This window comes from Streptomyces sp. NPDC101234, assembly GCF_044767525.1.
Classification (GTDB): domain Bacteria; phylum Actinomycetota; class Actinomycetes; order Streptomycetales; family Streptomycetaceae; genus Streptomyces; species Streptomyces sasae.
The window spans coordinates 1-13,145 of sequence record NZ_JBIWOA010000082.1 but is presented as its reverse complement, the minus strand read 5'-3'; the positions used below and the strand labels follow the sequence as shown (position 1 = coordinate 13,145).

Annotated in this window: 13 protein-coding genes and 1 pseudogene; 7 read left to right on the top strand and 7 right to left on the bottom strand. The window is 71.5% G+C overall.

The window, feature by feature from the left end; genetic code table 11:
* From ACIRR9_RS55165 to ACIRR9_RS55150, 4 genes are all read left to right on the top strand, one after another.
* Positions 1-1,071 (top strand): tetratricopeptide repeat protein (locus tag ACIRR9_RS55165; RefSeq protein WP_403769421.1); only part of this gene is annotated, 1,071 nt, incomplete at its 5' end.
* Positions 1,072-1,074: 3 nt separating this feature from the next.
* Entirely contained in the window at positions 1,075-2,430 is a 1,356-nt protein-coding gene (locus tag ACIRR9_RS55160) for a PP2C family serine/threonine-protein phosphatase (protein ID WP_403769417.1), read from the top strand.
* A gap of 164 nt (positions 2,431-2,594) precedes the next feature.
* Complete coding sequence (locus ACIRR9_RS55155) at positions 2,595-3,935, top strand: VWA domain-containing protein (protein WP_403769415.1); 1,341 nt, start codon at positions 2,595-2,597, stop codon at positions 3,933-3,935.
* A gap of 66 nt (positions 3,936-4,001) precedes the next feature.
* The gene (locus tag ACIRR9_RS55150; protein ID WP_403769412.1) at positions 4,002-5,648 is read left to right on the top strand and encodes an FHA domain-containing protein; all 1,647 of its coding nucleotides are present in this window, start codon (positions 4,002-4,004) and stop codon (positions 5,646-5,648) included.
* A 98-nt stretch (positions 5,649-5,746) separates the two neighbouring features.
* Here ACIRR9_RS55150 and ACIRR9_RS55145 read toward each other — a convergent pair whose 3' ends face one another.
* Positions 5,747-6,721 carry a methyltransferase domain-containing protein gene (locus ACIRR9_RS55145; RefSeq protein WP_403769409.1) on the bottom strand — a complete coding sequence of 325 codons (975 nt, stop codon included), beginning with the start codon at positions 6,719-6,721 and terminating at the stop codon, positions 5,747-5,749.
* 79 nt (positions 6,722-6,800) lie between these two features.
* Between ACIRR9_RS55145 and ACIRR9_RS55140 the strand changes: the two genes are divergently transcribed.
* Positions 6,801-7,205 carry a globin gene (locus ACIRR9_RS55140; protein WP_403769406.1) on the top strand — a complete coding sequence of 135 codons (405 nt, stop codon included), beginning with the start codon at positions 6,801-6,803 and terminating at the stop codon, positions 7,203-7,205.
* 92 nt (positions 7,206-7,297) lie between these two features.
* Here ACIRR9_RS55140 and ACIRR9_RS55135 read toward each other — a convergent pair whose 3' ends face one another.
* The 5 genes from ACIRR9_RS55135 to ACIRR9_RS55115 all read right to left on the bottom strand — a co-directional run bounded on the left by ACIRR9_RS55135 (position 7,298) and on the right by ACIRR9_RS55115 (position 11,442).
* Positions 7,298-7,978, bottom strand: a complete 681-nt coding sequence (locus ACIRR9_RS55135) for a hypothetical protein (RefSeq protein ID WP_403769403.1) — start codon at positions 7,976-7,978, stop codon at positions 7,298-7,300.
* Entirely contained in the window at positions 7,975-8,388 is a 414-nt protein-coding gene (locus ACIRR9_RS55130) for a thioesterase family protein (protein WP_365344848.1), read from the bottom strand. Before ACIRR9_RS55130 ends, ACIRR9_RS55135 begins: the two co-directional genes overlap by 4 nt.
* Before the next feature lie 6 nt (positions 8,389-8,394).
* On the bottom strand, positions 8,395-10,059 hold the full coding sequence (gene ettA / locus ACIRR9_RS55125; RefSeq protein WP_403769400.1) for an energy-dependent translational throttle protein EttA: 1,665 nt from the start codon (positions 10,057-10,059) through the stop codon (positions 8,395-8,397).
* Positions 10,060-10,899: 840 nt separating this feature from the next.
* Positions 10,900-11,052 carry a hypothetical protein gene (locus ACIRR9_RS55120; protein ID WP_403769397.1) on the bottom strand — a complete coding sequence of 51 codons (153 nt, stop codon included), beginning with the start codon at positions 11,050-11,052 and terminating at the stop codon, positions 10,900-10,902.
* Between the two features lie 75 nt (positions 11,053-11,127).
* On the bottom strand, positions 11,128-11,442 hold the full coding sequence (locus tag ACIRR9_RS55115; RefSeq protein ID WP_403769394.1) for a hypothetical protein: 315 nt from the start codon (positions 11,440-11,442) through the stop codon (positions 11,128-11,130).
* A gap of 305 nt (positions 11,443-11,747) precedes the next feature.
* Here ACIRR9_RS55115 and ACIRR9_RS55110 point away from each other — a divergent pair, with 305 nt between their 5' ends.
* Positions 11,748-12,074 carry a hypothetical protein gene (locus ACIRR9_RS55110; RefSeq protein WP_403769391.1) on the top strand — a complete coding sequence of 109 codons (327 nt, stop codon included), beginning with the start codon at positions 11,748-11,750 and terminating at the stop codon, positions 12,072-12,074.
* Positions 12,075-12,595: 521 nt separating this feature from the next.
* On the opposite strand, the gene ACIRR9_RS55105 is transcribed toward ACIRR9_RS55110, so the two are convergent.
* Positions 12,596-12,817, bottom strand: coding sequence for a hypothetical protein (locus ACIRR9_RS55105; RefSeq protein WP_316772730.1), 222 nt, complete (start codon positions 12,815-12,817; stop codon positions 12,596-12,598).
* Between the two features lie 215 nt (positions 12,818-13,032).
* Here ACIRR9_RS55105 and ACIRR9_RS55100 point away from each other — a divergent pair.
* Positions 13,033-13,145: pseudogene (locus tag ACIRR9_RS55100) on the top strand (DNA-directed RNA polymerase subunit alpha); the annotation flags it as partial.

Sequence of the window (13,145 nt, the reverse complement as noted above, 5' to 3'; positions counted from 1 at the left end):
CTGTTGGCGGGGGTTCTTTCCGGGTTGGGGGGTGGCGTGGTGGGCGGGGGGGGGGGGGGGGGGGCGCCCGCCGGGGGGGGGGGGGGGGCGGGGGGGGGGGGGGCGGCCCCCCCCCCCCCCCCGGCGCTGGTACGGCCCATCGCCACCCCGGCCGCCGCGCTCGCCCTGCCGGTCCCGCTGGTCGACCAGAGCGACCCGAACGCCGGTTTCCTGGCGGGTCTGTCGACCTCGCTGGTGGGCGAGGTCAGCCTGCTCACCGCGCTGGCCGCGGCGCCGACGCAGACGGTCGAGACCGAGCTGCGGCAGGTCCGCGCCCGGCTGGAGAACGGCGACTTCGAGGCCGCGCTGGTGAGCCTCGGCCGGCTGGAGGACGAGCGGCCCGACGACTGGCGGGTGGTCTGGTGCCGGGGCCTGGCCGGCCTGGTCACCGGCGACTTCGAGGGCGCCGCGCTCTCCTTCGACGCGATCTACGACGCTTTCCCCGGCGAGACCGCGCCCAAGCTGGCGCTCGGCCTGTGCGCGGAGGTGCTCGGCCAGCTGGACAACGCGGCCGAGTACTACCGGCTGGTGTGGGCGACCGACCCGGGCTTCGTCAGCTCCGCGTTCGGCCTGGGCCGGGTGCAGCTGGCCGCCGGGGACCGGCGCGCTGCCGTACGGACGCTGGAGTCGGTGCCGGAGGCTTCCATCCACTACACGGCGGCCCGGGTGGCGGCCGTACGGGCGCGGCTGCGGCACCGGACCGCGGCGGCCGACGACACGCCGTTCCTGGAGGATCTGACGGCCGCCGCCGGGCAGATCGAGGCGCTGGACGCGTACGGTCTGGACCCGGCCCGGCGTGAGCAGTTGTCGGCGGAAGTCCTCGGCTGCGCGCTGGACTGGATACTCTCCGGGGGCCAGGACTCCCAGCCGACCGTCGGCCGGGTGCTGCTCGGCAGTGGTCTGGACGAACGGGGCCTCCGCTTCGGCCTGGAACGCTCGTACCGCACGCTGGCCAGACTGGCGACCGGCGGTGAGGAGAGGATCGACCTGGTGGAACGGGCCAACCGTTACCGCCCCCGGACGTGGGTGTAGTTGATGTCGCAGATGCCCCAGCAGGCCGCACCGGCGAAGTGCCCGAGCTGCGCGGAGCCGCTCGAATCGGGTGACCTGTTCTGCGGTGCGTGCGGGTACGACCTGTCGGCCGTGCCCGCCGCGCCCCAGGATCACCCGACCCTCACCATGGGCGCCTCCCGTGTGGGACCCTCCGGTGTGGACTGGCCCCCGCCCGAGCCGGAGAGCTCCGAGACGCCCGCTGCCCCGCATCTGCCGACCGACCTGGCCGGCACCGACTCGGGCGGCAGGCCGCTGCCGGGCTCGCCGCCGCACGGCTCGCCGGTGTTGCCGGCCTCCGGGGTGCGGTTCGACCGGCCGCCGGAGCCGGACGACGACTACGCGCTGCAGGCGCCGGACCCACGGGTGGCCGCCTCCGCCGCCGAGAGCGCCGAGTCCTCCGGGTCCGTGGAGTCCGCCGGGCCGGCGAAGGTGTGCGTGGCCTGCCGGGCGGGCCGGGTCGACGACGACGGCTACTGCGAGAACTGCGGGCACGCCCAGCCCCGTGAACGCGACCACATGGAGCAGGAGTCGGGCCCGGTGGCCGCCGTCAGCGACCGCGGGCTGCGCCACCACCGCAACGAGGACGCGTTCACCGTCGGCCGGGCCGTGCTGCCCGACGGCACCCCGGCCCTGCTCGCGATCGTCTGCGACGGCGTCTCCTCGGCGACCCGCCCCGACGAGGCCTCCATGGTCGCCTCCCGGGCCGCGAGCGAGGCGCTGCTGGCCGCGCTGCCCCAGGGCACGCATCCGCAGGCGGCGCTGCACGAGGCGATCGTCGCCGCCTCCCAGGCCGTCAACGCCCTTGCCGAGGAGCCCCCTTCGGCCCGTGAGCACGCCCCGCACCAGAACGCCCCGGCGTGCACCATCGTCGGCTCGATCGTCACCTCGGGCCTGCTGGTCGTCGGCTGGGTCGGCGACAGCCGCGCCTACTGGGTGCCGGTGGACCCCGCCACCCCGGCGGTCCGGCTCACCGAGGACGACTCCTGGGCCGCGCAGATGGTGGCCGCCGGGCTGATGAGCGAGGCGGAGGCGTACGCCGACGAACGCGCCCACGCGATCACCGGCTGGCTCGGCGCGGACGCCTACGAACTGGAGCCGCACACCGCCTCCTTCAAGCCGGACCGGCCCGGTGTGGTGGTGGTGTGCACGGACGGCCTGTGGAACTACGCGGAGACGGCCGAGGAGATGTCCGAGGTGGTGCCCGCCGACGCCGCCCAGCGACCGCTGCACGCGGCCCGGGTCCTGGTCGGTCACGCCCTGGACGGCGGGGGCCACGACAACGTAACAGTGGCGCTGCTCCCGTTCCCCGCGCCGCCGCAGGGGGCAGGATCCGCCTGAGGCCGCCTCAAAACGGCCGTAAACGGGATAGCGACACCACGGGAATCGACGACAGTCACACGACTCACACCTGAGTCACACACTGAGCAGCACCCGCGGACCGGAGGGGACCGGTCCGCACACCGTCAGCACCCATGCGTGGGTGGAGGGGGACCAGAGCAGTCATGGCCAATTTCTCGAAGTCGAACGTGCCGCAGTTCTCGGTGGACGTGTACCAGAACGAGTACCTGCCGGACGGCGGCCGCGAGGTCAACGCGATCGTCACGGTCACGGCGACCGGCGGCGGCACCGTCGGGACCGCGGTCGGCACGTCGTACGCCCCCGGGCAGGGTCCGTCGGCCGGGGTGGCGATCATGGTCGACTGCTCGGGTTCGATGGACTACCCGCCCACCAAGATGCGCAACGCCCGGGACGCCACGGCGGCCGCGATCGACACCCTGCGCGACGGCACCCACTTCGCGGTGATCGGCGGCACCCACGTCGCCAAGGAGGTCTTCCCGGGCGGCGGGCGGCTCGCGGTGGCCGACCGCACCACCCGGGAGCAGGCCAAGCAGGCGCTGCGGAAGCTGAGCGCGGGCGGCGGCACGGCGATCGGCACCTGGCTGCGGCTCGCCGACCGGCTGCTGTCCTCGGCGGACGTCGGCATCCGGCACGGCATCCTGCTCACCGACGGCCGCAACGAGCACGAGGCGCCGGAGGACCTGAAGGCCGCCCTGGACTCCTGCGCCGGACGGTTCACCTGTGACGCTCGGGGCGTGGGCACCGACTGGGAAGTGAAAGAAGTCACAGGGATAGCCTCGGCGCTGCTCGGCACCGCCGACATCGTCGCCGATCCCACGGGGCTGGCCGCCGACTTCACGCAGATGATGGAGACGGCGATGGGCAAGGAGGTCGCGGACGTCGCGCTGCGGCTGTGGACCCCGGTCGGCACCACCATCAAGTTCGTCAAGCAAGTGGCGCCCACGGTCGAGGAGTTGACCGGCCGACGCACCGAGTCGGGACCTCGGGCCGGGGACTATCCGACCGGTTCCTGGGGCGACGAGTCCCGTGACTACCACGTATGCGTGGAGGTCCCGACGGCCGGCCTCGGCCAGGAAATGCTCGCGGCCCGCGTCTCGTTGATCGTCCCGCAGCCCGACGGCAGCGTCCAGAACCTGGGCGCGCAGGGTCTGATCAGGGCCGTATGGACGGACGACATGGTCGCCTCGACCTCCATCAATCCCCAGGTCGCCCACTACACCGGTCAGGCCGAACTGGCACAAGCCATCCAACAGGGTCTTGATCTGCGCAAAGCGGGCGATATGGACGGAGCAACCGCCAAACTGGGCCGAGCCGTTCAGCTCGCCAGTGCCTCGGGGAACGCGGATACTGCGAAACTGCTTGCGAAGGTGGTGGACGTGGTCGACGCCGCGACAGGTACTGTGCGATTGAAAGCGAAGGTTGCGGAGGCCGACGAGATGACTCTCGAGACAAGGTCCACAAAGACTGTTCGTGTAAAGAAGTGACCTAGCAGTACACGCAGGACACCCAGACAGGCTCAGGACGAACCTGACAGAGAGGGAAGCGCCGACATGCCGACCTGCCCGAACGGACACCAGTCGGGTTCCGACGACTGGTGCGAGGTGTGCGGTCACCGCATGGCCGGTGCCGTACCTCCGCCGCCCCCGCCGACCTCCGGCGGCTACGGCTTCCCGCCGCCCGCGCCCGGCGCCCCGGCCGGCGGCCCCGGCGGCGGCCGCCATCTGTCCGCCGTGCCCAACTCGGGCGAGCCGGAGCTGTGCCCGCAGTGCCGTACGCCCCGGGAGGGCGGTGCGCCGTTCTGCGAGGAGTGCCGCTGGAACTTCCTCACCAACACGGCCACCTCGTACACCCCGGCCGCCCCGCGCCCGCCGGCGGGCGGCGCCGGCCCGGCCGCGCCCCGCTTCCAGCCGCCCGGCGCGCCGTCCTACGGCGGTGGCGGCGACTCGTTCGAGTACCAGGGCTCGCGTCCCTCGCAGGTGAACCGTCCGGCCGAGCCGATCCCGTCGTTCGGCAGCGAGCCCTCGGGCCCGACGCCGTTCGCGGGCGAGCGCGGCCAGTCGGGCCCCCCGGCACCGCCCGCGTTCGGCGGCGACCGCGGCCAGTCCGGCCCGCCGCCCTTCGGCAACGAGCGCGGCCAGTCGGGTCCGCCGGCCTTCGGCAACGAACGCGGTCCGTCGGGACCGCCGCCCTTCGGCGGTGACCGTGGCCAGTCCGGCCCGCCGGCGTTCGGTGACGAGCGCGGTCCGTCGGGCTCTCCGGCCTTCGGCGGTGACCGCGGCCAGTCCGGACCGCCGCCCTTCGGTGGCGAGCGCGGCCAGTCCTCTCCGCCGCCCTTCGGCGGCGAGCGCGGTCCCTCGGCGCCGCCCCCGCAGTACGGTGGCGCCCCCGGCCAGAACGCCGGCGGCCCGTCCGCCTTCGGCGGTGCTCCCGGCCAGGGCCCCGGCACCGGCCAGGCCTCCGGCCCCTACACCCGTGACCCCTTCGGCGGCGGGGACCCGTCCCGGCCGCCGGTTCCGCCGCCGCCCGGCGGTCCCGGCGCGACCACCGGTGGCGCTCCCGGCGCCTTCCAGCAGTCGGCCCCGCCCGGATTCCCGCAGGAGACCACCAGGCGGCCGGCCGGCGGCCCGTCCTTCGGCGGCGGTGACGACGACTGGGTGATCTCCCCGCCCGGGCCGGCCGGAGGTCCGGCGGGCCCCGGCGCCCCCGCCCGTCCCGGCGGCTACGGCTATCCGCAGCCCGGCGCCACCCAGGCCCCGCCCGGCCCCGGCTTCCCGCAGGCCCCGCAGGGCCCGGCGACCTGGACGGCGACGATAGGCCCGGACCGCGAGTACTTCATGGCGATGATGCAGCGCTCGGGCCCGGAGGCGGCCGGCCTCAACCTGCCCGCGTACTCCCCCGAGCAGCAGCGCACGCTCACCGGCAACCAGGTCACCATCGGCCGCCGCCGGCACTCCACCGGCGACACCCCCGACATCGACCTGTCGGTACCGCCGGAGGACCCGGGCGTCTCGCACCAGCACGCGGTCCTGGTCCAGCAGCCGGACGGCAGCTGGGCGGTCGTCGACCAGAACTCGACGAACGGCACGACGGTGAACGGCGGCGAGGAGCCGATCCAGCCGTTCGTCCCGGTACCGCTGCAGGACGGGGACCGGGTGCACGTGGGCGCCTGGACGACGATCACTGTTCGACGAGGCTGAGCTGCAGCGCCCCGTAAGGGGCGCGGGGCTGTGCCGATGTGCGGCTCCGCCGCGTGGGCGTGAGAAACCCCCACCGACCCGCAGCCGAAGAACAATGCTCAGACCGGGAGAGGCCAGACACACGGCCCCTCCCGGTCGTCCAGCCACACCCACTCCCTGTCTTTCTCGACGCTCACCCCGTACCGCTCCCGCCCGGGCATCCCTTCACGCACCCACACCGCGTACGCCTCGCGCGCAGTGAGTACCCCCTGGGTCAGCTCCAGCAGGAACCGGAACAACTCGTCCTCGAGGGCGCGTGACGGCACCCCGCCCAGATCCCCCGCCTCCGCCGCCCTCCCCATCCCCCGCAACGGCACGAAGAACGCCGCCGACGGCAGAAACCTCCCCTCGGCACAGCCGCCCCGCACGGTCAGCGCCAGCAGCCCCGTGGACGCCGGCGTGAGAATCCGCGCCCCCTCCGCGCACTGCCCGACCCACGCCCGCGGCACCCCCGGCACCGCGCAGGTCGCGATGATCCGGTCGAACGGCGCCCGCTCGGGCACCCCCCGCGCCCCGTCCCCGGTGACCACCACCGGCCGGTACCCCGCCACGGCCAGATGCCGCCGCGCGGACTCGGCGATCTCCGGTTCCACGTCGACGGTGGTGACCAGATCGTCGTCGCCCAGCCGACGGGCCAGCAGCGCCGCGTTGTACCCGGTCCCCGCACCGATCTCCAGCACCCGGTGCCCGTCGCCCACCCGCAGCTCGACCAGCATCCGCGCCATCAGCGAGGGCTGGCTGCTGGAGGACAGCAGCTCGCCGTCGCGCAGCCGGGTGGCCAGCGGAACGTCCTCGTAGGCACCCCACACCCACCGTTCCCGGGCCGCGCGGTCAGGGCTCTCGCCCCACCGGCGCTCGTACCCCCGCTCCCCGGCGACGTAGTAGTAGGGCACGAACAGATGCCGGGGCACCGCCTCGAACGCCTCCCGCCAGACCGGTTCCGCGGCCCAGACCCCCTCCGCGTCGATCTCCCGCACCAGCTCGCCCCGCGCCACGGCGGCGAGCCCCTCGATGTCCGAGTCGTAGGCGCCCATGCGTCCACCCTAGAACCGCGGCCCCGCTGCGGGTCCTAGGCCTTGAGTCCTGGGTCACCCCGTCTGAGACCATGTAGGGGTGAGAGAGATTCGGCGCGGCACGCTTCAGGAGAAGACCTTCTACGAGCAGGTCGGTGGAGAGGAGACGTTCCGCCGGCTGGTCCACCGTTTCTACGAGGGCGTCGCCGAGGACCCGCTCCTGCGGCCGATGTACCCGGAGGAGGACCTGGGCCCGGCCGAGGAGCGGCTCACCCTGTTCCTGATCCAGTACTGGGGCGGCCCCACGACGTACGGCGACAACCGCGGCCACCCTCGGTTGCGCATGCGGCACGCCCCGTTCACGGTGGACCGGGCGGCGCACGACGCCTGGCTGCGGCACATGCGGGTGGCGGTGGACGAACTCGGTCTCTCCGAGGAACACCGGGAACAGCTCTGGAACTACCTGACGTACGCGGCCGCGTCGATGGTCAACACCCCCGACTGACCGTCGGCCGGAGCCGGACCACACCGGCGTACGGCCCGACGACAGCGAGGGGGCCTGAACTGGCCCGGGGGAGCCCTGAGGAGACCCTGCTCTCAGCGCACGGTGACGCCGAACGCGCCGAGTCCCGCCCGCCGTACGGCGATCGACCCGAACGGCGTGCGCAGCCGCAGCCACGCTCCCGCGGACAGCAGCACGGCCTCGGCCTCGCCTCCGCGGTCCGGCCGCAGGAAGCCCAGCGACTGGGCCGCGTGCACGGCCCGTACCGGCAGCGGGGTCCCGGCGACGGTCCGGGACCAGATGTCCCGCCCGATCCGGTCGAGTTCGGCGCGGGTACGGTCGTCCGGCCCCAACTCCTCGGTACGGGACCGGAATTCACCGACCGCGGCGGCCACCGTCGCCCGCAGCGCCTGCGGCACGGGCAGTCCCGGCTCCGGCTGCCAGCCACCGCGCGGCGGCAGCACACCGGCCCACGGCGGCCCGGTCACCGCCCCCGGCACGGCGGCGGTGGCGGCCGACTCGTCCACCGACTCCAGCAGCTCTCCCGCCGAGACGGTCACGTCGAGGGTGACGTCGAGTCCGTCCTCGTACGGTTTCGCGAGCCGTACCGCGCGGATCGCCAGCACCTCGAAGGAGGGCGGGCGCCCGAAGACGGCGAGCGCGGTTCCGGCCGCCTGCAGGCGCACCGCGGCCGAGCGGTCGTAGCGGAGCAGCCGGGAGAGGAAGGCCGCGAGATCCGCCGCCTCCCCGTCGTCGGCCAGATGGAGCACCGTCATGCGGCGACGGCCTCGTCCTTGTCGTCGTCCCGGTACTCCGAGAGGAAGTCCCGTTCCTCGGGGGTGATCCGCCGGGGCCGTTCGGTCTCGAAGTCGAACGGCACGATCACCGTCGAGGCCCGTACGTAGACCAGGTCGTCGTCCTTCACCTCGTAGGTGACGGTGAAGGACGCGGCCCTGATCTCGGTGACCCACAGCTCGATGTCGACCGGGTGGTGCCGGTGGACGAGCTGCCGTTTGTAGTCGATCTCGTGGCGCGCCACGACCGACCCCTGCTTGAAGTCCTTGTCCGGGCGGAACAGGAAGTCGATACGGGCCTCCTCCAGGTAGCGGAGGAAGACCACGTTGTTGACGTGGCCGTACGCGTCCATGTCCGCCCAGCGCAGGGGGCAGCGGTAGATGTGGCGCAAGATCGATCAGCCCCGGGTCAGCTTCTTGTAGGTGGCACGGTGCGGACGCGCGGCATCCGCGCCGAGCCGCTCGATCTTGTTCTTCTCGTACGACTCGAAGTTGCCCTCGAACCAGAACCACTTGGACTCGCCCTCGTAGGCGAGGATGTGGGTGGCGACCCGGTCCAGGAACCACCGGTCGTGGGAGACGACCACGGCCGCGCCGGGGAACTCCAGCAGCGCGTTCTCAAGGCTGCTGAGGGTCTCGACGTCGAGGTCGTTCGTCGGCTCGTCGAGGAGCAGCAGGTTGCCGCCCTGCTTGAGGGTGAGCGCCAGGTTGAGGCGGTTGCGCTCACCGCCGGAGAGCACACCGGCCGGCTTCTGCTGGTCCGGGCCCTTGAACCCGAAGGCGGAGACGTAGGCGCGGCTCGGCATCTCGACCTGGCCCACGTTGATGTAGTCGAGCTCGTCGGAGACGACCGCCCACAGGGTCTTCTTCGGGTCGATGTTGGCGCGGCTCTGGTCGACGTACGAGATCTTGACGGTCTCGCCGACCTTGATGGCGCCGGAGTCCGGGGTCTCCAGACCCTGGATCATCTTGAAGAGGGTGGTCTTGCCGGCGCCGTTCGGGCCGATGACACCGACGATGCCGTTGCGCGGCAGCGTGAAGCTCAGGTCGTCGATGAGGACCTTGTCGCCGAAGCCCTTGGAGAGGTTGGTGACCTCGACGACGATGCTGCCGAGCCGGGGGCCCGGCGGGATCTGGATCTCCTCGAAGTCCAGCTTCCGCATCTTGTCGGCCTCGGCGGCCATCTCCTCGTAGCGGGCGAGGCGGGCCTTGGACTTGGCCTGACGCCCCTTGGCGTTGGACCGCACCCACTCCAGCTCTTCCTTGAGCCGCTTCTGCCGCTTGGCGTCCTTCTGGCCCTCGACCTTGAGACGGGTGGCCTTGGTCTCCAGGTACTTGGAGTAGTTGCCCTCGTAGCCGTGCAGCCGGCCGCGGTCGACCTCGCAGATCCAGCCGGCGACGTTGTCGAGGAAGTACCGGTCGTGGGTCACGGCCACGATGGTGCCCTCGTACTTGGCGAGGTGCTGCTCCAGCCAGTTCACCGACTCGGCGTCGAGGTGGTTGGTGGGCTCGTCGAGGAGCAGCAGGTCGGGGGCCTCCAGCAGCAGCTTGCAGAGCGCCACGCGCCGCTTCTCACCACCGGAGAGGGTGGTGACCTGCCAGTCGCCGGGCGGGCAGCCGAGCGCGTCCATGGCCTGCTCCAGCTGAGCGTCCAGGTCCCACGCGTTGGCGTGGTCGAGCTCCTCCTGCAGCTTGCCCATCTCGTCGAGCAGCGCGTCGGAGTAGTCGGTCGCCATCAGCTCGGCGATCTCGTTGAACCGGTCGAGCTTGCCCTTGACCTCGGCGACACCCTCCTGGACGTTCTCCAGGACGGTCTTGTCCTCGTTGAGCTTCGGCTCCTGCATCAGGATGCCGACGCTGTACCCGGGCGACAGGAAGGCGTCACCGTTCGACGGCTGGTCCAGCCCTGCCATGATCTTCAGAATGGTCGACTTACCCGCACCGTTCGGGCCGACCACACCGATCTTCGCGCCGGGCAGGAAGTTCAGCGAGACGTCGTCAAGGATGACCTTGTCGCCGATTGCCTTGCGCGTCTTGCGCATGGTGTAGATGTACTCAGCCAAGAGAAACCGTCCGGCAGCTTGAAATCTGGCAGTGGGCAGATACACCCCATCTTGCCGTACCGCTACCCCTGGGCGGAAACGCGTATGGCCGGGCGCCTCTGACCTGCGGCGGAACCCTCTCGCCTAGGCTCTTCACCTGTCGCTGACCGTCGTCATCCGTCGTCGACGGAGCGGCCTACGGCCGCGCATTCATCGGCAGCTCGCTGCGCTCGCGCGGCCCCCGCCGCCGGGGTGAGGCCGCAGGCGCCTCTCAGAGCGCCTTGCCCCCCCCTCGAACGGGGAGTGACCCCGAAGGGTGTGAACGGCCGCTCACGCCCCCTCGGAGGCGCTGTACGGCGGCAGTTTCCACCCGTCCTACGCGCGCGTGCGCTTAGGCGCCCCCAGCCCCGAAAGCGTGGCGGCGAACTGCCTGCCCGCCTGGATTGCCCGTCCCCCGACGCTCTTCAGAGGGGGAGACGACGAGCGGCACCGCGAGCCCCCTCCTGAAGAGCCTTGCTTCTTCTCTTAAGGTGTTAACCAGTATGGCCGGGGTGCTGTGACCTGGGGTTTCGCTGCCGTCCATGGTGACTCGTCCGTCGCTGTCGGTTGCCGCTGAGTGACCTCGTGCGGCCTCGGACGGCCCGGGGGCGGCGCCGGGTGAAGGTCCGGTCGGGTTCGAGGTGCGCCTCTCCCCGGTGCAGAGCGGGGCGGCCACTCCACCGAAGCCACCGGGGCAAGCGGCTCTGTAGCCACACCGCACTCTTCCGGATCGCCGAGCAACTTACGGAGCGGCTTCGGCACCGGACTGATCGACTACCTGGTCCCCGCGGTTCCCCGCACGACCTCGTCGTCCTGAACGGATCAGGAGAGCCGCCCGGCCTCGTGAAGCGCGTCGAAGGCCAGCTCGTCGACGGCCGAGACCCGATCCCGATCGGCATAGCGGAACCATGCCTTCTCGGCGATCTCCCTCGACGGGGTCAGCTCACCGTGGTGATCGGCGGTGTAACAGATCATCCGGAAGGGGCCGTGATCAGGATGGCCCTCGCCGATCTCGAAAGTGCCGAAGTGGGCGGGGCGATCAGGGGTTGATCAGCCGGGCACCTGCCATTCATCGAGGCGGATCTTCACCTGACGGTTGTGGTCCGCGTGCCAGATCACCTCACCGGCGACGGTGGCGCCCAGGGCAGGCAGTTCCATGCGGTGAGGCATGGCGGTGATCTCGGCAAGGCCGACTGCATTCGGCACGCCATCGAGGAGGAGGAAGACGCCGAACGGCCGTCGGCCGATGACGCGTCCGCTGACGTGAGATCCAAGGGGCAGTGCGGAGACCGTCGCCGGCCAGCTCTGGTCCATGGCATCCGAGGCCGGCATCAGGGAGCGGTCCGGCCAACTGAACTCGGGCATCCGCCAATCATGGTCAGGACGGCGAGCGTTGTCGACAGACGGAGACCCAGAGGGTCTTCCAGGGTCCTGGAGCCGAGCACGCCACCATGCCGCAAGGCCGACGGACGGAGTCCGGCGCTCCAGGCTGCCAACCGGGACGACCTGGGCCCTGCCCTGGTCAGGATCTTCGTGTCCAGGACCCGTACCAGGGCGCGCTACTCACGCGCGCTCCGCCCCGACACCGCGCATCCGCTGTTCCCCGTGGCTCCCCGCACGATCCGGTACGTGTCCGGCACGGTCAGAGCGCCGATGGGCCGCTGGTGCTGATGCTGCACTCCCGAGACCCCTACGACATGGCGGGTCTGCCCGACGAAACGGCCGCCCAGCTCGGGGTGCTCACCACTCACATCGTCCGTCATGCGCAGGCACTACCCCATATCTCCCGGGCCCACGTCCACCGGATCGGGGACGGAGCTGCACACCAGGACATCTGGTTCTTCGCTCGGCCCAAGGGGCAGGCCCAGCTGTACGGGTCGTGGCTGCCTGTCTGGGACGACCTTCTGCCGGATTACCCGGCGGACGTGGTCGACTCGGACGCGGCAGCCGTCGCCGGCGCACCTATCACCTCGTACGGCGGCCGCCACTCCCTGTGACCTGTACAGATGCCGTGGGCTTCTGTCGCCGACGAGTGGCCTCGGGGAGCCACGGGAGGCCCAGGTGCCGTCACCCGTTCGGGGGCCTTGGGCCGTGGCGGTCCCCGGCGAGGCTGCCTTGCTCCTCCAGCGGCGTCTCCATGCCGGAGACGGACATCGGGCGCGGTGTCGTGGAAGCGGGGAAGTCGGGGACCGGCCATGTCGACGGTCCTGAAGGCCGTCGAGGTGGCGCTGTCATCGTGCGTTCGCAGTCACGACGACATCGGATCCTGCTAAGCCGCCTCGGAGCGCGCGTCAGGTATGCCCGGGGCGGGCGCCTGTCCCTCCTCGAGCAGGAAGGTCATGTCTTCCCCGAAGTCCGGGGCCTGGAAGGGGTTTGTCGCCGGAGGCGGCGATGCCGCGGTGGCTCGGCGGGACTGCCCTTCCAGGGCGGAGAACAGCGACGTGGGATCGATGGGAGGTCTCGCTTTCGTTACAGGTCCCCGAAGGGGCCTGGCGTGCCGCGACCGGGCACAGCGGTCCTACAGCTTGGTCATTTTGGCGTACGGGCTCAGGATCCGCATCTGGGCCGAGCCGAAATCCACGAGTGCCGCGATTCCGTCCTCGACGCCGATCACCCGGCCGAGGCCGTACATGTCATGTGTGACCTGGTCACCCACGGCGAAGTGCTTGAGAGCCGGGGTGACCGGAGCCTTGAAGGGGCTGGTGGGCAGATGACGCTTCGGTGCAGCAGGCTTTGTCATTGACCTCAGTATGCGCCAACAAGCCGCACTCGTGGCCGAGTCTCACAGGCCGGACAGCCGATCATCGGACCCCGATCCGGCGGGTGCGGCGCCCGCCGACCGGTCGGCAGACGGGCCGGGTCGGGCGGTTCGGCTTCAAAGACGGCCGAACCGCCCGTACCCTTCGGGGACTACGGCGTCACATAGCGGGCGCCAAACACTGGAGGCAATACCCCGTGCTGATTGCTCAGCGTCCCTCGTTGACCGAAGAGGTCGTCGATGAGTTCCGCTCCCGGTTCGTGATCGAGCCGCTGGAGCCGGGCTTCGGCTACACCCTCGGCAACTCCCT

What these genes read in the sequence shown, in the direction of transcription:
- ACIRR9_RS55160 (WP_403769417.1), top strand. Translation starts at nt 1,075, where the DNA reads ATGTCGCAGATGCCCCAGCAGGCCGCACCGGCGAAGTGCCCGAGCTGC.
- ACIRR9_RS55155 (WP_403769415.1), top strand. Translation starts at nt 2,595, where the DNA reads ATGGCCAATTTCTCGAAGTCGAACGTGCCGCAGTTCTCGGTGGACGTG.
- ACIRR9_RS55150 (WP_403769412.1), top strand. Translation starts at nt 4,002, where the DNA reads ATGCCGACCTGCCCGAACGGACACCAGTCGGGTTCCGACGACTGGTGC.
- ACIRR9_RS55145 (WP_403769409.1), bottom strand. Translation starts at nt 6,721, where the DNA reads ATGGGCGCCTACGACTCGGACATCGAGGGGCTCGCCGCCGTGGCGCGG.
- ACIRR9_RS55135 (WP_403769403.1), bottom strand. Translation starts at nt 7,978, where the DNA reads ATGACGGTGCTCCATCTGGCCGACGACGGGGAGGCGGCGGATCTCGCG.
- ACIRR9_RS55120 (WP_403769397.1), bottom strand. Translation starts at nt 11,052, where the DNA reads ATGATCTGTTACACCGCCGATCACCACGGTGAGCTGACCCCGTCGAGG.
- ACIRR9_RS55115 (WP_403769394.1), bottom strand. Translation starts at nt 11,442, where the DNA reads ATGCCCGAGTTCAGTTGGCCGGACCGCTCCCTGATGCCGGCCTCGGAT.
- ACIRR9_RS55110 (WP_403769391.1), top strand. Translation starts at nt 11,748, where the DNA reads ATGCTGCACTCCCGAGACCCCTACGACATGGCGGGTCTGCCCGACGAA.
- ACIRR9_RS55105 (WP_316772730.1), bottom strand. Translation starts at nt 12,817, where the DNA reads ATGACAAAGCCTGCTGCACCGAAGCGTCATCTGCCCACCAGCCCCTTC.